At 70.8% G+C, this 20426-nt stretch carries 21 protein-coding genes; 7 read left to right on the top strand and 14 right to left on the bottom strand.

Annotated features, from left to right (window positions below; genetic code table 11):
- Nucleotides 1-21 precede the first annotated feature (21 nt).
- A complete protein-coding gene (locus tag E1288_RS14580) occupies nt 22-735 on the bottom strand; it encodes an HAD family hydrolase (protein WP_132485263.1) in 714 nt (237 codons plus the stop codon).
- Between the two features lie 158 nt (nt 736-893).
- On the opposite strand from E1288_RS14580, the gene E1288_RS14575 reads away from it, so the two are divergent.
- On the top strand, nt 894-2369 hold the full coding sequence (locus tag E1288_RS14575) for an FGGY-family carbohydrate kinase (RefSeq protein WP_132485261.1): 1476 nt from the start codon (nt 894-896) through the stop codon (nt 2367-2369).
- Between the two features lie 11 nt (nt 2370-2380).
- On the opposite strand, the gene E1288_RS14570 is transcribed toward E1288_RS14575, so the two are convergent.
- From E1288_RS14570 to mbhE, 11 genes are all read right to left on the bottom strand, one after another.
- Nucleotides 2381-3049 (bottom strand): hypothetical protein, encoded by a 669-nt coding sequence (locus E1288_RS14570; RefSeq protein WP_207954349.1) that lies wholly within the window; start codon nt 3047-3049, stop codon nt 2381-2383.
- Nucleotides 3050-3191: 142 nt separating this feature from the next.
- Entirely contained in the window at nt 3192-4583 is a 1392-nt protein-coding gene (locus tag E1288_RS14565; RefSeq protein ID WP_408013375.1) for an amidohydrolase, read from the bottom strand.
- Entirely contained in the window at nt 4580-5830 is a 1251-nt protein-coding gene (locus E1288_RS14560) for a M20 family metallopeptidase (protein WP_132485259.1), read from the bottom strand. Before E1288_RS14560 ends, E1288_RS14565 begins: the two co-directional genes overlap by 4 nt.
- Before the next feature lie 486 nt (nt 5831-6316).
- Nucleotides 6317-6598 (bottom strand): hypothetical protein, encoded by a 282-nt coding sequence (locus E1288_RS14555; protein ID WP_132485257.1) that lies wholly within the window; start codon nt 6596-6598, stop codon nt 6317-6319.
- Nucleotides 6599-6750: 152 nt separating this feature from the next.
- Nucleotides 6751-7098, bottom strand: coding sequence for a monovalent cation/H(+) antiporter subunit G (gene mnhG, locus E1288_RS14550; RefSeq protein ID WP_132485255.1), 348 nt, complete (start codon nt 7096-7098; stop codon nt 6751-6753).
- Nucleotides 7095-7361 (bottom strand): monovalent cation/H+ antiporter complex subunit F, encoded by a 267-nt coding sequence (locus E1288_RS14545; protein ID WP_132485253.1) that lies wholly within the window; start codon nt 7359-7361, stop codon nt 7095-7097. The genes mnhG and E1288_RS14545 overlap by 4 nt, the downstream gene beginning before the upstream one ends.
- Nucleotides 7362-7363: 2 nt before the next feature.
- Nucleotides 7364-7915 carry a Na+/H+ antiporter subunit E gene (locus tag E1288_RS14540; RefSeq protein WP_235883553.1) on the bottom strand — a complete coding sequence of 184 codons (552 nt, stop codon included), beginning with the start codon at nt 7913-7915 and terminating at the stop codon, nt 7364-7366.
- On the bottom strand, nt 7908-9443 hold the full coding sequence (locus E1288_RS14535) for a Na+/H+ antiporter subunit D (RefSeq protein ID WP_132485251.1): 1536 nt from the start codon (nt 9441-9443) through the stop codon (nt 7908-7910). The genes E1288_RS14540 and E1288_RS14535 overlap by 8 nt, the downstream gene beginning before the upstream one ends.
- 217 nt (nt 9444-9660) lie before the next feature.
- A complete protein-coding gene (locus E1288_RS14530) occupies nt 9661-10092 on the bottom strand; it encodes a Na(+)/H(+) antiporter subunit C (RefSeq protein WP_132485249.1) in 432 nt (143 codons plus the stop codon).
- Nucleotides 10089-10634 carry an MnhB domain-containing protein gene (locus E1288_RS14525; protein ID WP_132485247.1) on the bottom strand — a complete coding sequence of 182 codons (546 nt, stop codon included), beginning with the start codon at nt 10632-10634 and terminating at the stop codon, nt 10089-10091. Before E1288_RS14525 ends, E1288_RS14530 begins: the two co-directional genes overlap by 4 nt.
- A complete protein-coding gene (gene mbhE, locus E1288_RS14520) occupies nt 10631-13009 on the bottom strand; it encodes a hydrogen gas-evolving membrane-bound hydrogenase subunit E (RefSeq protein ID WP_235883552.1) in 2379 nt (792 codons plus the stop codon). Before mbhE ends, E1288_RS14525 begins: the two co-directional genes overlap by 4 nt.
- 441 nt (nt 13010-13450) lie before the next feature.
- Between mbhE and E1288_RS14515 the strand changes: the two genes are divergently transcribed.
- The 5 genes from E1288_RS14515 (at nt 13451) to E1288_RS14495 (ending at nt 18950) form a co-directional block, all read left to right on the top strand.
- The gene (locus E1288_RS14515) at nt 13451-15142 is read left to right on the top strand and encodes a serine/threonine-protein kinase (protein WP_132485243.1); all 1692 of its coding nucleotides are present in this window, start codon (nt 13451-13453) and stop codon (nt 15140-15142) included.
- 78 nt (nt 15143-15220) lie between these two features.
- Nucleotides 15221-16030, top strand: coding sequence for a purine-nucleoside phosphorylase (locus tag E1288_RS14510; protein ID WP_132485241.1), 810 nt, complete (start codon nt 15221-15223; stop codon nt 16028-16030).
- Between the two features lie 122 nt (nt 16031-16152).
- Nucleotides 16153-17784 (top strand): phospho-sugar mutase, encoded by a 1632-nt coding sequence (locus tag E1288_RS14505; RefSeq protein ID WP_132485239.1) that lies wholly within the window; start codon nt 16153-16155, stop codon nt 17782-17784.
- A 2-nt stretch (nt 17785-17786) separates the two neighbouring features.
- Entirely contained in the window at nt 17787-18239 is a 453-nt protein-coding gene (locus tag E1288_RS14500; protein WP_093266990.1) for a flavodoxin family protein, read from the top strand.
- Nucleotides 18240-18614: 375 nt separating this feature from the next.
- Nucleotides 18615-18950, top strand: a complete 336-nt coding sequence (locus tag E1288_RS14495) for a hypothetical protein (RefSeq protein WP_132485237.1) — start codon at nt 18615-18617, stop codon at nt 18948-18950.
- 176 nt (nt 18951-19126) lie between these two features.
- Here the strand turns inward: E1288_RS14495 and E1288_RS14490 are convergent, their stop codons facing one another.
- Nucleotides 19127-19507: a type II toxin-antitoxin system death-on-curing family toxin gene (locus E1288_RS14490; protein ID WP_132485235.1), complete on the bottom strand. Its 381-nt coding sequence runs from the start codon at nt 19505-19507 to the stop codon at nt 19127-19129.
- A 14-nt stretch (nt 19508-19521) separates the two neighbouring features.
- Complete coding sequence (locus tag E1288_RS14485; protein ID WP_132485233.1) at nt 19522-19728, bottom strand: type II toxin-antitoxin system VapB family antitoxin; 207 nt, start codon at nt 19726-19728, stop codon at nt 19522-19524.
- 53 nt (nt 19729-19781) lie between these two features.
- Between E1288_RS14485 and E1288_RS14480 the strand changes: the two genes are divergently transcribed.
- Nucleotides 19782-20372 (top strand): TetR/AcrR family transcriptional regulator, encoded by a 591-nt coding sequence (locus tag E1288_RS14480; protein ID WP_132485231.1) that lies wholly within the window; start codon nt 19782-19784, stop codon nt 20370-20372.
- Nucleotides 20373-20426: the final 54 nt, after the last annotated feature.

Here is a 20426-nt window from a genome sequence, read left to right as displayed (position 1 = left end):
GCGGTTTCGAGAGTTGTTCGTTCATTCGGCCCCCTGCAGGCGTTCCAGCGCGGTGGGCAGCTCGGCCAGCGAGAACACCGCCACATCGGGCTCGGCGAGCTGCTCCGGCGTGGGCTCCGGCGGCGCTTCGCCGCGCACCACCCAAACCGTGCGCAGCCCGACCCGGTGCGCGCCGCGCACGTCGGTGTCGAGCCGGTTGCCGACGTGCACCGCGTTCTTCGGCTCGACACCGGCCTCCCGCAGGGCGTGCTGGAAGATCCGCGGGTCCGGCTTCTCCGCGCCGACGACCTCCGAAACCGCCCAGATGTCGATGAAGTCGGCCACGCCGTCCCGGCGGAGCGCGTCCACGACGACCGCTCGCTGGTTCGCCACGACCGCGAGTTTGTAGCGACCGGCGAGCTCGCGCAGCGTCGGGAGCACGTCGGCGTGCAGCGCCGACGGCGGATACTCCCAGTAGCGCTCGGCGCGGTCGGACAGCCGCTGCCGGTCCTGCGCAGTTAGGAACCGCTCGGCGACCGCGGTGCGCAGGGACCCGCCCTGGGCTTGGCGGCGTTCGTCGTAGACCTGCTGGAACTCCGCTTCGTCGACGCTCCGGCCATCTTCGGCCGCCAGCTCTCGCGCGGCGCGCAGCAGCGCGTCGCGGTAGGCCTTGTCGTCGTAGATCGGGCCGCCGACGTCGAGCAGCACGAGGTCGATGCGGTCGTTCTCCGAACCGGGGCTGGGTTGAGGCGGCACGTGGCGTCCTTCCGGTCGTGGTCCGCAACCGGGACCTTGGTGTCACATCCCATCGCAAACATAACACCTATCTTGAAATTTTTAACACCAAATGTTGTGATGTTCTCGGGTCGGGCCGACCGGATCGACCAGGCAGGCGGGATCAGGAGGACAAGCCCGTGATCACCATCGGCATCGACGCCGGCACCTCGGTGGTGAAGAGCGTCGCCTACGCCTCGGATGGCACCGAGCTCGCGGTCGTCCGCCGCCCGACCCGGGTCGAGCGCCCCCGGCCCGGCTGGGCCGAACAGGACATGCCCGAGGTCTGGTCGGCCGTCGCCGACACCGTCGCCGAACTCGTCCGCGAACTCCGCACCGAGGTCGCCGCGCTGGCGATCACCGCGCAGGGCGACGGCTGCTGGCTCGTCGACGAGGCCGGCCGACCGACCGGTCCCGCGCTGCTCTGGAACGACGCGCGCGCCTCGGCGATCGCCGCGAACTGGGCCGGCTCCGGGCTGCTCGCCGAGCTGTTCAAGATCAACGGCTCGGTCGGCTTCGCCGGGTTGCCGCACGCGCAGCTCAGCTGGCTCGCCGAGCACCAGCCCGACCGGATCGCCACCGCTGCGAAGGTGCTGACCTGCGGCGGCTGGCTGTTCAACTGCCTGACCGGCCGCCTGGCCTGGGACGTCTCGGAGGCCTCCAACCCGTTCCTCGACGCACGGACCGGCCACTACTCCGACGCGGTGCTCAGCGAACTCGGCCTGGACTGGGCGCAGCGGCTGCTCCCCGACGCCGTCGACGGCGCGCAGCGGATCGCGCCGTTGCAGCGGTCCGCGGCCGAGCGGCTGGGCGTTCCGGAAGGCACCCCGGTCGTGCTGGGCGCCTACGACGTGATCTCCACCGCGATCGGCGCGGGCGTGACCGAGCCCGGGCAGGCCTGCACCATCCTCGGCACCACGATCTGCACCGAGGTGATCAGCGACGAGCCCCGGTTGGAGCGCGCTCCCGTCGGCATGTCGCTGCGCACCCCGATGCCCGGCCGCTGGATGCTCGCCAGCGCCACGCTCGCCGGGACCGAGGTCGTCGAATGGGCCTGCCGGATGCTCGGCCTGCCCAACCCGGAGAACCTCACCGAGCTCGCCGAACAGGCCGAGCCGGGCAGCAAGGACCTGCTGATGCTGCCGTACCTCTCGCTCGGCGGTGAGCGCGCGCCCTTCTACGACCCGGCCGCGCGCGGCAGCCTGCAGGGCCTGAGCCTGGAGCACGGCCCCGCCGAGATCGCCCGGGCCTGCCTGGAGGGGCTGGCCATGGTGATCCGGGACTGCCTGGTCGCCAGCACCGCGCAGCCCACCGAGCTGCGGCTCACCGGCGGTGGGTCGGCGAACCCGCTGTGGCGCCAGGTGATCGCGGACGTCACCGGGCTGCCGGTCGTGCGCACCACCGACGAGCAGGCCGGGGCGCGGGGCGCTGCGGTGACCGCGCACGCATTGCTGGCGGGCCGCGACATCACCGACGTCGCCCGCGAGCTGGTCGGCACGTCGGAACCGTTGCGGCCGACCGAGAGCAACCGCGCGCTGTACGACGACGCGTACGCCCGGTTTGTCAAGGTTCGCGAATCCGCCCAGGCCGCCGGTTGGTTCCGGCGCGCGGACTGACGTTCGGCTGCTCATCGCACACCTCCGACCAGCACGCCGCGAGGCCTGGACCACGCGAGTTGGAGCAGGGCCGTGGCCCGCCTGGTGCCCCGGCGATCCCTGCGCCGGGCGAGCCGTTCGGCGACGAGCGCCCGGAAGCGCTCGGCGGCTTCGCCGAGCTGGGCGAGCGCCTGCTCCAGGCAATCCAGCGCCGACCGCTGCTCACCGGTGCACAGCAGTTCGCAGATGGCGACGTCCAGCGCCTGGGTGCGCAGCCCGTCGAGCTCGACGACGTCGCACTCCCTGACCCAGGCCTGGTGGATGACGAGATCCGGCTGGGACCGGAGCTCGCGGTCGTAGGGAATGGTCACGTGCACCATGCCGTCGGCGGCGAGATCGCAGCCGTGCATCGCCACTGCGGTGGCGCCGGACAGCACGGCGTGCGGCCCGGCGCGCAGCAGCGCGGCCGCCGCTCGGGTCAGCGGGTCGTGGACGCGGGTGGCCGGGACGACGACCCCGTACCAAGGCTCCACCCAGTCGCCTGCGGCCAGTCCGGCCGCAACCTCCGCACGACCGAGCGCCTGCTCCGCGTCGCGGCGGGTCATGGCACCGTGCAGCGAGGACTGCGGCCAGCCTCCCGGCACGTCGGATTCGACGGCCACCGGCGGCCGCATTTCGGGAGAGATGATGTTCGCGGTCATGCCATTAAAGAGGCGGGAACCCCGCGAACAGATACAGCAGCGAGCGGATACACCTCATTCGGGTGGACTCAGCCGCGAACCAGGTGCAGGAGCCCGCCGACCCGGCCGTCCGGCGGACAGTGCCCGCCGGACGGCCGCGATCTCAGCGCTCCAGGCTGATCAGGGCGGTGTTCACCATCGCTCGGACGCCCACGAACAGGGCCCGCTCGTCCAGCGCGAACGTCGGCTGGTGCAGGTCCTTGACCCGGCCCACCCCGGAGTGGACGCCCAGCCTCGCGAACGAGCCCGGCACGTGCTCCAGGTACCAGCCGAAGTCCTCCCCGCCGGACGACTGCGGGGTGCTGGCCAGGGCGTCCTCGCCGAGACCGGCGGCGATCCCGGCTCGCAGCAGCTCGGTGCTCTCCGCGTCGTTCACCACTGGCGGCACGCCGCGGCGGTGCTGCAGGTCGAACCCGACGCCCAACGGCGACAGCAGGTTGTGCACGAGCTCGTGCACCAACGGCTCCAGCTTCGCCCAGGTGTCGCGGTCGCCCGTGCGCAACGTCCCGGTCAGCACGCCGTCCTGCGGAATGGCGTTCGGCGCCTCGCCCGCGTGCACCGCACCCCAGGTCAGGACGGTTCCGGTGCGCGGATCGACGCGGCGCGACAGCAGCGTCGGCAGGCCCGTGATGACGGTGCCCAGCGCGTGCACCAGGTCCGCAGTCAGGTGCGGGCGCGAGGTGTGCCCGCCCGGCGAGGTCAGCCGGAGCTCCAGCAGGTCGGCCGCCGACGTGATCGCCCCGACCCGGGCTCCGACCTGCCCCACCAGCAGGCGCGGGTCGCAGTGCAGCCCGAAGATCCGGTCCACGTCGTCGAGGGCACCGGCGGCCAGCACGTCCAGGGCGCCGCCGGGCATCACCTCTTCCGCCGGCTGGAAGACCACCCGCACCCGGCCGGGCAGGCTCGGCGCGGCGGCCAGCGCCAGCGCGGCGCCCAGCGCGACCGTGGTGTGCGCGTCGTGCCCGCAGGCGTGCGCGACGCCGTCCACTGTGGACGCGTAGGGCAGTCCGGTGGTCTCGCTCAGCGGCAGCGCGTCGATGTCGGCCCGCAGCGCCACGGTGCGCTGGCCGGGCCGCGCCTCCCCGATGTCGCAGACCAGGCCGGTGCCCACCGGCAGCATCCGCGGGCGCAGGCCCGCGCGGGTGAGCCGCTCGGCGAGGAACGCGGTGGTCTTGTGCTCGGCGCGGGAGAGCTCCGGGTAGGCGTGGATGTGCCGCCGCCAGGCCACCACTCGATGCGCGTTGGCGTCCAGCCAGGCATCCAGCCAGGATGGTCCACGACCAGCGCCGAGGTCGACCACGGCGGATTCCGCACCGGACCCCACGCTGGACATGGTGCTGCCGATGGGCGCACTCGGCCCGTCCGCACCTGCCGCCACGAGAGTGCCCTGGGCCACGGCGGAACGCTCCGCCGCTTCCCAATCCACGTCTTCCACCGCCGAACCGCCGTTCGGGGACTGACCCGGGTCCGGGCCACGAGAATCCACCACGGTCACGCCACGCCTCCCGACGTGCAGATCTGTTCCGAAGAACTCCGAGCCGACCGGTCGCGCGCGGCCGCCAGCAGGCGATCGCGTTGCGCGCCGTCCAAAGCGGCGGCCACTGCGGTCCAGGCCATCGCCAGCGCTGCGTCGAGCACCGCGCGATCCGCGGCCGGTGTCGCGCAGGCCGCGGCGAATTCCGCCTGGTGGTTGACCGCGTCGCCGCAGTCCACCGCGATCATCGGATGGATCGCGGGCAAGGCCTGGGTCACGTTGCCCATGTCGGTGCTGCCGATTACCGGGCCCTGCTCTTCGCCCCGGTCGAGCGGTTCACGCCCGAGCTCGGTGATCGCGCGGCCGTACACCTCCGACAGCCAGCCGTCGGGGTTCAGCTCCGCGTAAACCGGAGAGATCTGCACGACTTCGTGCTCACATCCGGTCGCCGTCGCGCCCGCCTCGAAGCAGGCCCGAATACGGTTCTCCAGGCGCTGCAGGGAGCGCGCTTCGGCCGCACGCAGGTTGTAGACCGCCGCGGTGTGCGCGGCAACGATGTTCGGCGCCGCGCCACCTGCGGTAACGATACCGTGCACCATTTGCCGGGGCTCGAGGTGCTGACGGAGCAGGCCGACTGCGACCTGCGCGACCGTCAACGCGTCGGCCGCGTTGACGCCTAGTTCCGGGGACGCGGCGGCGTGCGCCGCGCGGCCGGTGTAGCGGACTTCGAGATCGGTGATGGCCAGCGAGGTCGGCCGGCAGACCTCTTCCGGGCCGGGATGCACCATCATCGCCATCGCGACACCGTCGAAGACGCCGCGCTCCAGCATCAGCACCTTGCCGCCGCCGGTCTCCTCGGCCGGGGTGCCGATCAGCCGCACCGTGATGCCGAGATCGTCGGCGATTCCCGCCAGCGCGAGCGCGGCACCGACGCCGGCCGCGGCGATGACGTTGTGCCCGCAGGCGTGGCCGACCTCCGGCAGCGCGTCGTACTCCGCGCAGATGCCGACCACCAGTTCGCCGCTGCCCGATTCGGCGACGAGCGCGGTGTCGAGGCCGGCGACCGGGGTTCGGACGGCGAAGCCGTGCCGGGCGAGCAGGTCCGCGACCTTGGCGGCGCTGCGGTGTTCGGCGAACGCGAGCTCCGGCTCGGCGTGGATGCTCCGGGAGAGCTCGACCAGCTCCGCTTCGTGGCGCTGCACCCGGTCGCGGCAGTGGGAGCGCGCTGCGGCAGAACGATCGGCGGAGGGGTGTGGAGCGGTACTCATTTGCGCCCATCCTGCATCATCCGGATCGCCGGTGCGGGCCTGGCGCGAGGTCGGGAGCCCACCGGTCGTCACACTGCGACGAACGGGTGGTTCGGATTCGGTGGAACCGAAGAAATTGGAGATCGACCGGAGCCGACTAACCTATTCCTCACACTTTCGATTGATAAAGCGGGCGACGAAGCCGACATCGCGACACCGCAGCGTGACCGCATCCGGAAGTCGAGGAGTACCTGTCGCGCAGGCCGTACCAGGAAAGGGTGTGGGCCGGCACCGGTCGGGGGGCTTCCCGGTGCCGGCCCACGTCAGTGGGGGGCTACTACCCCGTCGCAGGCGCGCTGGACCGTCGTTACCCAGGCGAGGGATGTGGTCCGCGCACTCAGTCAGTTGTGAAAATCCCACAGGTTCGGCGTCAGGTCTAGTCCATGGCGAGAATTAGCACCGAAATAATCTCGTAAAAACCGACCACCCTGCCGGTTTTATCGGCGACTACTTCTTCTTCCACGTGACGAACAAGACCGGCTTCTTGCGCGCCTTGCGGGATAACAGCACCAGTGCGATCAACACCACTCCGGCGGCGCCGATAGCGAGGCGCTGCTTGTCGTAGGCCGGCGGCTGAGCGGGCGGCGCCGGCTGCTGGCCCGGATCTTGGGCCAGCACGACGACCGAGGCGCCGGGCGGTGCCGTCTCGCCCGCCGCGAGCGCGGGTGGCGCCACCAAGAGGAACAACGCGATCGCAAGGCCAGCTAACACGCGGCCGGTCCGCCACATGATGGCTCCACACCCTCCTACGCCGCGTTCGTTGATCACACGTCAGCGGTAACTCTTGCGTGGTCACTCGTGCAGGTCCATTTGATCATATTAGACGCCGAGGGTGACCAGCCATGCGCGACTTGTGCCGGATCGGCGCAGTGCCGAACGGATCAGCGAACCCGGCGCTCCTGCTCGATGCGGTCGCCGAGCTCGTCCACCACCAGCGAATTCCGGTCCATGCTGTCCGCGCGGTACGCCGCCCGGCCCACGAGCTGCGCCAGCACCGGCGCGGTGAGCATCTGGAACAGGCCGACCAGGATCAGCCCCGAGGCGTAGACGAAGTCGAGCTGCACCGCGGTGCCGATCAGGATCAGGATCAGCCCGAGGGTCTGCGGCTTGGTCGCCGCCTGCAGCCGCGCCGTCACGTCCGGGAAGCTCAGCAACCCGATCGCGCCGAGCAGGCAAGACAACGCGCCGCCGATCAGGCACACCGCGGAGAACACGTCCAACCAGCTCATCGGTACGGCTCCTTCTTCTCGATCAACCGCGCCGCGCTGATCGAACCGATGAACGCGAGCAGTGCGAACGCGGCCAGCAACGCGATGTTCGAGCCGTCGCCCAGCCAGCCCATGCCGACGCAGGTCCCGGCGACGATCAGGGTGACGAACACGTCGACCGCCACGATCCGGTCCAGGGTGGTGCGGCCGCGCAGCAACCGGACGACCACCAGCAGGCCGGCCACGCACAGCAGGCCGAAGGTGACCGCGAAGACCCAGGCCATGCTCACCCCTCCTGTCCGCTCACCAGCGCCACCTCGTTCGCCGAGCCGACCGCCTGCACCACCCGCCGCTCCAGGGCCAGCACCTCGCGCCGCACCGACTCGACGTCCTCGGCCCGCATGCCGAGCGCGTAGACATAGCAGATCCGGTTGACCCGGTCGATCTGCAGGACGAACTTGCCGGGCGCCAGCGACACCGCGTTGGCGACCATCGCGGTGATGTGGTCGGAGTCGGTCTGCAGCGTGACCGCGACTATGCCCGCCTTTGCGTTCGGCCCGCGGGTCAACGCCTGCCAGGACACCCGCGCCGTGGAGCTCACCAGGTCCCACGCGAGGTAGGCGACGAGCTGCAGCAGCCGCAGCGGGCGCACCACGATGTTGGTGTTGATCGGCGGCAGCGGGAACATGGTGGACACCAGCAGCGCCACCACCAGGCCGAAGAACAGCGTGCCCAGGTCGAAGGTGCCCCACAGCATCACCCAGACCAGGGTCAGCCAGGCCACCAGCGGCAGCCGCTGCAGCAGCCGCCGGCGACGGCCGATCGCCTGCTCACTCACCGGCAGCACCTCCCAGCACCGCGGTCCGATAGGTCTCGCCGTGCATCAGGTCCGTCGCCGCCCGGCCGCTGACGTCGGCCAGCGGCCCCGCGACCAGGGCGATCACCACGCTCGCCGCCACCAGCACGCCGGTCGCGACGACCATCGGGCGGTTCGACGTGGCCGTGCCGACGACCAGCTCGTCGGTGGGATCCGGGTCCGGCTCCGGCGCCTTGACCTGGCCCCAGAACGCCCGGGTCCACACCCGCGCCATCGCGTACAGGGTGAGCAGGCTGGTCAGCACCGCGCCGCCGGTGACCACGTAGGCCGTCCAGGTGCCCGCGCCGACACCGGCCTGCAGCAGCGCCAGCTTCGCGACGAAGCCGGAGAACGGCGGCACCCCGGCCAGGCTCAGCGCGGGCAGCGCGAACAGCACCGCGATCAGCGGCGCCGCCTTTGCCAGCCCGCCCATCCTGGTCAGCGCCACCGTGCCGGTGTGCCGCGTGATCAACCCGCTGACCAGGAACAACGTGGCCTGCACGGTGATGTGGTGCACCACGTAGAGGATCACCCCGGTCAGCCCGATCACGTCGTAGACGCCGAGGCCGAACAGCATGTACCCGATGTGGCTGACCAGCAGGAAGGACAGCAGCCGGTTGAGGTCGTTCTGGGCCAGCGCGCCCAGCGCGCCGACGATCATGGTGATCAGCGCGATGCCTAGCATCAGGTTCCAGCTCTCGGAATGGCTGAAGACCAGCGTCTGGGTGCGGATCAGCGCGTAGATGCCGACCTTGGTCAGCAGGCCGGCGAACACCGCGGTGACCGGCGCTGGCGCCGTCGGGTAGCTGTCCGGCAGCCAGAAGTGCAGCGGCACCATCGCCGCCTTCACGCCGAAGACGATCACCACCAGCAGCGCGAGCGCGATCTGCAACCCGTCCGGCAGCTGGTGCACCTTCTCGCCGAGGTCGGCCAGGTTGACCGTGCCGGTGGAGGCGTACACCAGCGCGATCATCGTGATGAACAGCAGCGACGACGCCAGGCTGACGATCGTGTAGGTCATGCCCGCGCGGATGCGCGTGGCCGTCGTGCGCCGGGTGATCAGCACGTACGACGAGCTCAGCATGATCTCGAACGCGACGAACAGGTTGAACAGGTCGCCGGTGAGGTACGCCAGCGACACGCCCGCGCACAGCACCAGGTACATCGGGTGGAAGGTGGTGCTGGAGCGCTGCCTGCCGTAGTCGGTGATGCGCTGGCCGATCGAGTAGATCAGCACCGCGAACGTCACCACCGACGAGACCACCAGCAGCAGCGCCGAGAGCCGGTCCGCGACCAGGGTGATGCCGAACGGCGCCGGCCAGGCGCCCATCTGCAGCACCACCGGGCCGTAGCGGTCCGCGACGTACAGCAGCACCGCGGCGTCGGCGATGATCCCGCCGAGGACGATGACCCCGAGCGCGCGCTGGATGTCGGCGAACCGGCCCAACGCCAACGACAGTCCCGCAGCGGCCAGCGGAAGCAGAACGGGCAGGGCCACCAGGACCGTCACTGAGTGGCCTCCTTGATATCCGCTCGGGTCGATTTGCTCAGCGGTGCGGGTGGCGGCCCCCCTGCGGGAGTTACGGTCGCCGCCTCGCTGTGGGATCCCCGATTTGTGTATGACCAATACGCGGCATCGGGGCTGTCCTCGCGAGGCGACCCCTGAGAACCCGCGGCGGTGCAAGTTGCATAAGTGGTTGAAAGCGGCTGACGCCGCTTGCCTGACGTCACCGTTCCGCCTCCAACCCGCGAGCCTCCTTCGCCAGTTCCTCGGTGCTGTCGTCTTCGGATTCCTCCAGGCGGCGTTCCATCCGCTGGATGCGCCGGTCCTCCACGTCGTCGCGGACCTCGTCGTGGCCGAGCAGCGTCCACGACCGGTACGCCAGCGCCAGCAGGAAGGTGGTCAGCGCGAAGGTGATCACGATCGCGGTGAGCGCCATCGCCTGCGGCAGCGGATCGGCCATCTCGTCCAGCGGCGTGGTGCCGATCATCGCGGCGCCGGCGGGCGGGCCGCCGGCGGTCTGCAGCAGCAGGTTCGAGCCGTGGCCGAGGATCACGATGCCCAGCAGGATCCGCATCAACGAGCGCTGCATCAGCAGGTAGAAGCCGACCGAGTACAGCACGGCGAGCACGACCGCCATGGTCAGGTTGATGGTCATCGCTGCCCCCTGGCCGCCGCCTCGGCGTCGGCTTCGATGCCCGCACCCAGGGTCCGCAGCAGGTCCAGCACCACGCCGACGATCAGGACGTACACCCCGGTGTCCAGCAGGACGCTGGTGACGAACTTGATCTCGCCGAGCAGCGGCACCGCGAACTTGTAGATCGCGGTCTCCAGGATCTGCCCGCCGAACAGCAGCGGCAGGAACGCGGAGGTGGTCGCGATGGTCAGGCCGATGCCGATGAGCACCGGCGGGCGCATCGAGACGATGGCGCTGTCGTCCATCCGGCCACCGGCCAGGTAGCGCAGCACGAACGCCTGCCCGGCGACCAGGCCGCCGCTGAACCCGCCGCCGGCCCGGTCGTGCCCGGCGAACAGCAGGTAGATCGACAGCACCAGGACCGTCGGGAAGATGATCCGGGACGCCAGCTCCAGCAGCACGGTCCGCTGCATCCCCTCGCGGGGGAAACCGGAGAGCAGCCACCGCTCGCTCGGGGTGTCCCAGGCAGTCCAGGCCGGTTTCGGCTTCGTCGGCGAGGTCATTCGCGCACCTCCTCCTGCTGCTTGGCCAGGGTCGGGGTCTTGATCCGCGGCATGGTCGCCGCGCGGGTGCTGCGTTTCCGGCGTTCGTGCCGGGAGGCCAGGATCAGGCTGGCGACGCCGGTCGCGGCGACCGCGAGCACCGCGATCTCGCCGACGGTGTCGAAGGCGCGGAAGTCGACGATGATCGCGTTGACCACGTTGGTCGCGCCGGCGCCCTTCTCGGAGTTCGCGATGAACTCGGCGCTGGCCTCCGGGGGCGCCTGGCGGGCCGCGCTGAAGATGACCGCGGCCAGCGAGATGAACACCCCGGCCGCGCCCGCGATGATCGCCTTGGGCAGCCGCAGCGCCTTCGTGGTCGGAGTTTCGCTCTGCGTGAAGCGCACCGGCAGCCGGCGGAGCACGAACACGAACGCCACCAGCGTCAGCGTCTCGACGAGGAACTGCGCCAGCGCCAGGTCCGGGCCGCCATCCACGATGAACAGTCCACCGATGCCGTAGCCGACGACGCCGACCAGCAGCACCGCGGTCAACCGCCGCCGCGAGCGCAGCACGGCGATCGCCGCGACGATCACCACGATCGCCAGCGGCAGCTGCAGGAGGTTGTCGTAGGCGCGCAGGTCTTCCGGCACGCTCGCCCGCATCACCAGCGCCGTACCGGGGATCGCCAGCACGGTCAGCAGGATGATGCCGAGGTAGGTCGGCAGCGAACCGACCTGCAGGCGCCCGGTGACGCCGACCGCGACCCGCTCCAGCAGCGCCATGATCCGCTCGTACCCGCGCTGGGCGTCCAGCGGCCGCGGCAGCCGGTTGCGCAGCGCGGTGAGGCGGGTGCGCCCGAGGTGCAGCGCGACACCGCCGGTCACGGCGACCGCCGACAGCAGCAGCGGCAGCGTCCAGCCGTGCCAGATCCCCAGGTGGTACGGGTCGGCCCCCGCCGGGAAGGCGCTGGCGTAAGCGCTGGTCAGCTTGTCGACGACCGAGTAGCTGAGGCCCAGCAGGACGCCCGCGGCGGCGGGCAGCGCGGCGGGCAGCAGCGCCTCGGGACTGGCCGGTTTGGCCTCGGTCGGCGCGATGTCGCGCTTGTCCGCGAAGGCGCCCCACAGCAACCGCAGGCTGTAGGCGACGGTCAGCATCGAGCCGACCACCAGCACCGCGTCCACCAGCGGTTCCGGGCCGGAACCGCCGAGGTAGGCGCTGAACGCCGCCTCCTTGCCGACGAAGCCGAGCATCGGCGGCAGCCCCGCCATCGACGCCACGCCAAGCGTCGCGATCACCGCCAGCCACGGCATCCGGCGGCCCAGCCCGGACAGCTCGCGGATGTCGCGGGTGCCGGTCTGGTGGTCGATGATGCCGACGACCAGGAACAACGTCGCCTTGAACAGGCCGTGGGCCAGCAGCATCGCGGTCCCGGCGACCGCCGCGGTGTAGGTGCCGGTGCCGAGCAGCACCATCAGGAAGCCGAGCTGGCTGACCGTGCCGTAGGCGAGCAGCTTCTTCAGGTCGTACTCGTGCAGCGCCCGCCAGCCGCCCATCAGCATGGTGGCCAGGCCGAACACCACGGTCGGCAGCCACCACTGCGGCACGCCCGCGAACACCGGCCCCAGCCGGGCCACCAGGAACACACCGGCCTTGACCATCGACGCGGCGTGCAGGTAGGCGCTGATCGGCGTCGGCGCCACCATCGCGGCGGGCAACCAGTTGTGGAACGGCACCTGCGCGGACTTCGTGAACGCGCCGACCAGGATCAGCACCGCGGCCACCGCGACCGGCGTGCCGCCGGGCGGGTTCGCGATCAGCTCGGAGATCCGGTAGGTGCCCGCGGACTCGCCGAGCACGACGAAGCCCAGCAGCATCACCAGCCCGCCCAGGCTGGTGATCATCAGGGCCTGCAGCGCGGACCGCCGCGACTCGCGGCTGATCCCGGCCTGCCCGACCAGCAGGAACGAGCAGATCGTGGTCAGTTCCCAGAAGACGTAGACGGTGATCAGGTCGTCGGCGAAGACCAGGCCCAGCATCGCGCCGGCGAAGGCCAGCAGCAGCGGCGCGGACCGCCGCGCGTCGCCCCCGCCGCGGCTGAAGTACGCGTCGGAGTAGATCAGCACCAGCGAGCCGATGCCGGCGACCAGCACCGTCATCAGGAGCCCGAGCGCGTCCAGCCGGAAGTTGAGCTCCAGCCCGATCAGCGGCGCCCACGCGACCGTCTCGGTGATCACCTGCCCGGTCAGCACCGGTTGCGCCTGCGCCAGCACCCAGACCAGCGCTGCGGCCGGTGGGACGGCCGCGGTCAGGAACGCGGCTCGGGTGCTGCGCCGCGCGAGGAACGGGAGCGCCAGAGCAACCAGCAGGTGCACGATGACGAACGCGAGCAAGGGCACCTCCTCGACGACGATTGGTCCGTGTCACCCGGACCCGCCGACTCCCGACCACCGGGATTGTTCGTCACCGTTGACGCAGGCGCACCGCGACGATCGACGTCGCGGCAGTGCAACCGCTGCGCGTATCGGCTTGAGGAAGGCTCGGGCCACCGATGTACAGCGAGGTCCGATTCGGAGCCCAACTTATCCGAAATGTATGAGTTCGGGCCAGTCAGCTCCAGACGGCATATTGGCCGATGGGAGGCCGTTTTTCGTTGCGACGAAATGACCTTTGGCGGCATCGGGGGTGCCGCCGGGACGACCGTCGGCGTGGGATTGTTCACTTTTCGTAACGCCGATACGGATACCGCGGGTGATCATCTCGGCGAATCTGGTAATCATCGCAGCTGAGCAACGATCCTCACCGGTTCCGCCAATGCCGGGCCGTCGACCATGGAAAATATGGTCGTGCCCACGGATAGCTACGAACCCGACACCCTGGCCGGCGCCGGTCGGTTGATCGGGAACCGGTACCGCTTGGACAGCAAGCTCGGCGGCGGTGCGATGGGCACCGTGTGGTCCGGCACGGACGAGCTGCTGCGGCGGCAGGTGGCGGTCAAGGAGGTCAAACTCCCGCCGGGGATGCCGGACGAGGAGGCCGCCGAGTTGCGCGAGCGCGCGCTCCGGGAGGCCCGCGCCATCGCCGTCCTGTCGCATCCCAACGTCGTGACGCTCTACGACGTGGCGCGCGAGGACGGCGAGCCATTCGTGGTCATGGAGCTCGTACCGTCGCAGAGCCTCGCCGCGATCCTCAGCAAGCACGGTGCTCTCGACGACCACCAGCTGGCGGTGATCGCCGACGGCGTCGCCGCCGGGCTGGAGGCCGCGCACCGGGCGGGCATCGTGCACCGCGACGTCAAGCCCGGGAACGTGCTGATCGGCGACGACGGCCGGATCAAGGTCAGCGACTTCGGGATCTCCCGCAACATCGCCGAGCACACCCTCACCAGCACCGGCATCCTGCTCGGCACCCCGGCGTTCATCGCCCCGGAGGTCGCCGCGGGCCAGGGGGTGACCGCCGTCGCCGACCTGTGGGGGCTCGGCGCGACGATGTTCGCCGCGGCCGAGGGGCGCACGCCCTACGACGTCAGCAACGACCCGCTGGCCACCGTGACCGAGGTGGTGCGCGGCCCCGTGCCGGTGGCCACCCGGCCCGGCCCGATCGGCGACATCATCCGCGGCCTGATGGTCAAGGATCCGTCGCAGCGGATGTCGCTGACCGAGGCGCGCCGCCGGATCCAGCGCCTGCTGCCCGAGCCCGGCGTCCGCCCCTTCTCGATGCTGCTGGACCCGGACGCGCCGACGGTGAAGGTGCGGCACCAGGTGTCGCCCCCGCCGGCGCCGAAGCCCGCGCCCGCGCCGGATTCGGCTCCCCTGGCCAGCAATCCCGGCCTGCCGCCGTTCGCGTTGAAGGAGCCGCCGCCGCAGCCGCGCCGCACGTCGCCGCTGGCGGTGCTCGCGCTCGGCGTCGCCGCGGTCGTGCTCTTCGCCGCCGCGATGGCCGGCGGCTTCGCCGCGACCCGGGTGATCGCGGGCAAGCCGGTGCTGCCGGAAGCCGCGAAGCCGGAGGTCGAGCCCGCACCGTCGGCGGTGCGCCTGAACCTGGCCGAGCACCGCAACGTCGCGAAGCACACCGCCGCGCCGAGCGGTGGCGAGTTCACCATCATGGCTCCGAGCGATCCCGGCTGGCGGCTGTTCATCAGCGAGCGCAACGACTTCGCCAACAGCGCGGTCGTGTCCTTCGTGTCCCCGGACGGCACCACCGAGATCGCCGTCCAGCGCTACGGCAGCTTCTTCGGCGCCGGCTACGAGTTCTCGGACTACGAGAACGAGCTGCGGAAGTCCGGTGCGGGCCAGGATCACGCGGTGACCGTCGAGTCCAGCTCCTCCGACGGCAGCAACCGGCAGCGGCTGGCGTACACGACGGTCGAGAAGTCCAAGTTCAGCCAGCTGGGCCCGGAGCGGCGACTCAGTACCGCGGCGGAGCTGAGCCGCCACGGCAACGACCTGTGGATCGTGCGGGTGACGGCGCCGGGCAGCCAAGCGCCGACCGGCGAACTCGACCAGATCCAGGGCAGCCTGCGGACCAGCTAGCTTGGAAACGAGTTCCACGTGCTCGTGCGGTGTTGAACGGGCTTCGTCCTGGCCTGGTACGGACTAAGCTGCGCGGCCGTGACCTCTACGACTGCTTCCGACCCTTCCGCCGCCGCGCAGGCGGCCGCCGCCAAGCTCGCCGAGATCACCGGCACCGACCGCCACGATCTGGTCGTCGTGCTCGGTTCCGGCTGGCAACCCGCCGCCGAGGAGATCGGCCGGCCCACCACCGAGCTGAGCATGTCCGACCTGCCGGGCTTCGCCGCGCCGGGCGCGATCGGGCACAGCGGCAAGATCTGGTCGTTGCAGGTGGGCGACAAGCGGGCGATGGTCATGCTCGGGCGGACGCACCTGTACGAGGGCAAGGGCATCGATCCGGTGGCGCACGGCGTGCGGACCGCGATCGCCGCCGGTTGCCGGACGGTCGTGCTCACCAACGCCGCCGGCGGGATCCGCGAGGGCATGCAGGTCGGTCAGCCCGTGCTGATCAGCGACCACGTCAACATGACCGCGCGGTCGCCGCTGGTCGGCGCGAACTTCGTGGACCTCACCGACCTGTACTCGCCGCGGCTGCGGGAACTGGCCCGCAGCATCGATCCCTCGCTGGAGGAAGGCGTGTACGCCGGCCTGCCGGGCCCGCACTTCGAGACGCCGGCGGAGATCCGGATGCTGCGCGGGCTCGGCGTCGACCTGGTCGGGATGTCGACCGTGCTGGAGGCCATCGCGGCCCGCGCCGAGGGCGCCGAGGTGTTCGGGCTGTCGCTGGTGACGAACCTGGCCGCCGGGTTGAGCGGGCAGCCGCTGAACCACCAGGAGGTCCTGGACGCCGGTCGCGCCTCGGCCAGCCGGATGGGCAAGCTGCTGCGTTCGCTGGTCGAGGCGGCGTGAGCGCGGCCCTTGCCTCGCGCGTGGCCAGGTGCTGAAGTCGGCGTGATGATTGTGGTCGTGAGTGTTTTTGGTTGCTGCAGCGACCAAAACCACTCACGACGCGACGGAGCTCAGGAGGCGAAGTGACGCTCGACGCGCAGCCGCGCGAGGCCGCCCGGCAGTGGATCGCCGGCGACGTGGACCCTCGGACCCGAACCGAGCTGCAGCTGCTGCTCGATGCCGACGACCCGGAGCTCGCGGACCGGATGTCCGGCATGCCGCAGTTCGGCACCGCCGGCCTGCGCGCGGCGGTGCGCGCGGGCTCGAACGGGATGAACCGCGCCGTGGTCGTGCGCACGACCGCCGGTGTGGCGGCCTGGTTGACCGAGCGCGGTCACGGCGGCGGTGTCGTCATGGTCGGTCGCGATGCGCGGCACGGCTCGGAGGAGTTCGCCACCGACGCCGCCGGGGTACTGGCGGCCGCCGGTTTCGACGTGCGGATGCTGCCCGAGCCGCTGCCGACGCCGGTGCTGGCGCACGCCGCACGCGCGCTGGACGCCGTCGCGGGCATCCAGATCACCGCTTCGCACAATCCGCCTCAGGACAACGGGTACAAGCTGTACCTGCGGGGCGGCATCCACCTGGTGAGCCCCGTCGACACCGAGATCGAGGCGGCGATCGCCGCGACTCCGGCGGCGAACGCGGTGCCGCGCAAGGAAAGCTGGTCGATCCACGACTCCGCCCTGGACGACTACCTCGCGCGGGTTGCGACGCTGCCGCGCGGCGACGCGCGAACGCTGCGGATCGCGGCGACCGCGTTGCACGGCGTCGGCGCGCAGACCCTGCGGCAGGCGCTGCATCGCGCCGGTTTCGACGACGTGCATCTCGTTGCGTCCCAGGAGAAACCGGATCCGGACTTCCCCACCGTCGGCTTCCCGAACCCGGAGGAACCGGGGGCGACCGACGAGCTGCTGGCGCTGGCCGCCGAGATCGGCGCGGACCTGGCGATCGCGCTCGACCCGGACGCCGACCGGTGCGCGCTCGGCGTCCGGGAGGACGCCGCCTGGCGGATGCTGCGCGGCGACGAGACCGGCGTCCTGCTCGCCCAGCACATCTTGTCCACTGTGGATAGATCGGCCGATCCGCTGGTGGCGACGACGATCGTGTCCGCGACCATGCTGCGCTCGATCGCTGCCGAGTTCGGCGTCCGCTACGACGAGACGCTGACCGGCTTCAAGTGGCTCGTGCGCGCCGGTGACGGCGCCGGAACCGGCCTGGTCTACGCCTACGAGGAGGCGCTCGGGCACTGCGTCGACCCGGATGCCGTGCGCGACAAGGACGGCATCTCCACCGCCGTCCTGGGCAGCGACCTGGCCGCCACCCTGAAGGCGTCCGGGAGCGGCCTGCCGGAGCTGCTCGACGCGCTGTCCGCGAAGCACGGCGTACACCAGACCGGCCAGGTTTCCGTGCGCGTCACGGACCTGGGCGTGATCCCGCGCATCATGCGGCGGCTCCGCGAGCGGCCGCCGGCCGGCCTCGCGACGACCACTGTGGACGTCGAGGACCTGTTGCCGGACACCGATGCACTGGTGATCACCGGCGCGGGCGGGCTCCGGGTCGTCATCCGCCCGTCCGGCACCGAACCCAAGCTCAAGTGCTACCTGCAGGTCGTCGAGCACGCCGGCGAACTCCCGCTGGCGGCGGCGAAGCAGCGAGCCGCGGACCGGCTCGACGCGCTGAAGCAGGCGGTTTCCGACCTGGTGCGGGAGTACTGACGATGCCGAGGCTGCTGATCGTGCACCACACGCCGTCGCCGGGCATGCAGGCGATGTTCGAGAAGGTCGTCGCCGGCGCCACGACCGACGAGATCGAGGGCGTCGAAGTGGTACGGCGACCGGCGTTGAGCGCCACGGCCAGCGACGTCCTGGAAGCCGACGGTTACCTGCTCGGCACGCCGGCGAACCTCGGCTACATCAGCGGCGCGCTCAAGCACTTCTTCGACACGATCTACTACCCGTGCCTGGATTCGACGATCGGCCGGCCGTACGGCTGCTACGTGCACGGCAACGAGGGCGTGGAGGGCGCGCTGCGCGCGATCCGGTCGATCACGACCGGCCTGTCGTGGCAGCAGGTCGCGGAACCGGTCACCGTGCTCGGCCAGCCGGACAAGGACGCACTGGAGGCGTGCTGGGAACTCGGGGCGACCGTCGCGGCCGGGCTGATGCCCTGAACGGCGTACCCACCCATTGCGGAGGGTGACACCCAGCCCGGGGTGGCCGAGCAGCGTTTTCGCGCGAAAACGGCACGCGCCACGCGTGGGAGGTGCCGGTTTCGCGCGAAAACGACGTGCCCGCGACCAACCCCAGTTGATCTTGGTCGACACGACCGGAGTAACCTGATCGTGTCGTCGGGGCGCGCCCCTTGACGGCAGCTGGGCGCCCTGGGCAAAGCCCGCCTTCCCTCATCAACGTGCGATGCCCAGGGCGCCCCGCACCTTGCGCATGGTAATCGGCCGACCGGTCCGACCAGCTCAGCAGCCCGATCCGGAGGAACTGAGCAGGCCCTCCGGCAGCATTTGGACCGCCGGAGGGGTTACCCTGCGACAGTGAGTGAGGAAGCGATCCGACTCGAACTCGACGACTCCGGCGTCTCCGTGGATCTCCCACAGCCCCCCGGTCCGCAGGATCAGGTTCAGGGCGTTCCGTACCGACCTGTCGAGTTCCGCGACGACGACCTACCAGCCGCCCTGGAGCGGTCCGCCCAATGGCTTCGCGAGGCCCAGAACTGGCTGGGTGAACCCATCGATGTCATCGCAGTCCACCTGGACTACGACGATCGCGAAGGTTCGCCCTACTACGACCTCAAATTGCTCTGCAACGAAGAGGACCTGGCAGGCGCACCGATTGCCATGAGGAAGCTCGAGAGCGGAGCCGTCGGCTAGGGCCTGGTAGCGGCGCTCCCGCGTGGTCGGCCGACCACCGCGAGCAAGTGCCGGAACAACGATCTCGGCCGAATACCGAACGAATTGAGCGCGATGGCCCGCCCGGACTCCCGGGCGGGCCATCGCCGTTCCGGGCCCGCCGCCGCGAATCTCGCCGCACACCAAAGGTTTGCGGGTCAGATCTTGGGCTTGGCCCAGCGCTCCAGGTGATCCGCCACCTCGGGGAGCTCCCGCTGGTCGCGGCCGACCTCGCGGACCAGCACCAGCGCCTCGTCGTCGTCGGCCTCCACCCACCAGCCGTTCACGTCGCACATCGCCACCGCGGCCACCCAGGCCAGCCGCCAGTTGCCGCCGACCAGCGGCCGGGTGCGCACGATCGAATCCAGCAGCGCCGCCGACTTCAGCCACAGGGTCTCGTACGCCGGCACGCCGAGGACCTCCGCGCGCGGTCGGTACGCCGCCGCGTCAAGCAATCCGCTGTCCCGCACCAGCAGGTCGCCGTCGGAAACAGCGGTCGCCAGCAGGAGCAGATCGGACGTGTCGAGATATACGGTCACCGCTCAATAGTCGATCATGAAGGGCCGAGCTTGTCCAACAATCCCCGGTATCGCGGCAGAACGCGCTGCATCACGTCGTCCAGCTGCTGTTCCTTCTGCTGGCGCGCCCAGCGTTCGGCCAGCGCACTGCGCACGACCTCCTGCTTGGACCGCCCCTCGACCGCCGCCAGCTCGGCGAGCCGCCGGTTCTCTTCGTCGGTCAGACGCAAGGTCATGGCCATGCGGTAGATGGTATCGCGCTGATACCACCCGAGGAAGGCGCTACTTTCGGTCAATGGCGAGACCGCGAGCGCACGACGAAACCCTGCGCACCCGCCTGCTGGACCGGGCCGGCGAGCTGCTGTCCGCGCACGGCCCGGAAGGGCTGAGCCTGCGGCGTCTCGCCGCGGACGTGGGCACCTCGACCACCGCGGTGTACTCGCTGTTCGGCGGCAAACCGGGGCTGGTCCGCGAGCTGTACGTGGAGGGCTTCCAGCGGCTGTGCGCTCGGATGGAGCGGGTGTCGCGCACCGGCGATGCGGCGCAGGACCTGACCGCGCTGGGCCACGCCTACCGGGACAGCGCACTGGCCAACCGGCACTTCTACTCGATCATGTTCGGGCACGCGGTGCCCGACTTCACGCCCGACGAGCAGGCGTGGGAGCAGGCGCTGCGCAGCATCGAGCCGCTGCGGGAGGCGATCGCCAAGGGCATCGAGGCCGGGGAGCTGATCGACGCCGATCCCGCGGAGGTCGTCTTCGCCGCGTGGGCGCTGGTGCACGGCCTCGTCTCGCTGGAGCTGAGCGGTTCGGCACCGGTCGAAGACGAAGGCAGCGCCCGCTATGAGCGGGCGCTGCGCAACGGTTTTGCGGGTTGGAGGCGCTGACCCCGAGCGACGGGGGGAGTTTCCTCGGGGCCAGCGCGTCGTGCGCGGCCTTGA

Source organism: Saccharopolyspora elongata (assembly GCF_004348985.1).
Lineage (GTDB): Bacteria > Actinomycetota > Actinomycetes > Mycobacteriales > Pseudonocardiaceae > Saccharopolyspora > Saccharopolyspora elongata.
Note: the sequence above shows the minus strand (reverse complement) of the source record. Positions and strands in the feature narration are given on the sequence as shown.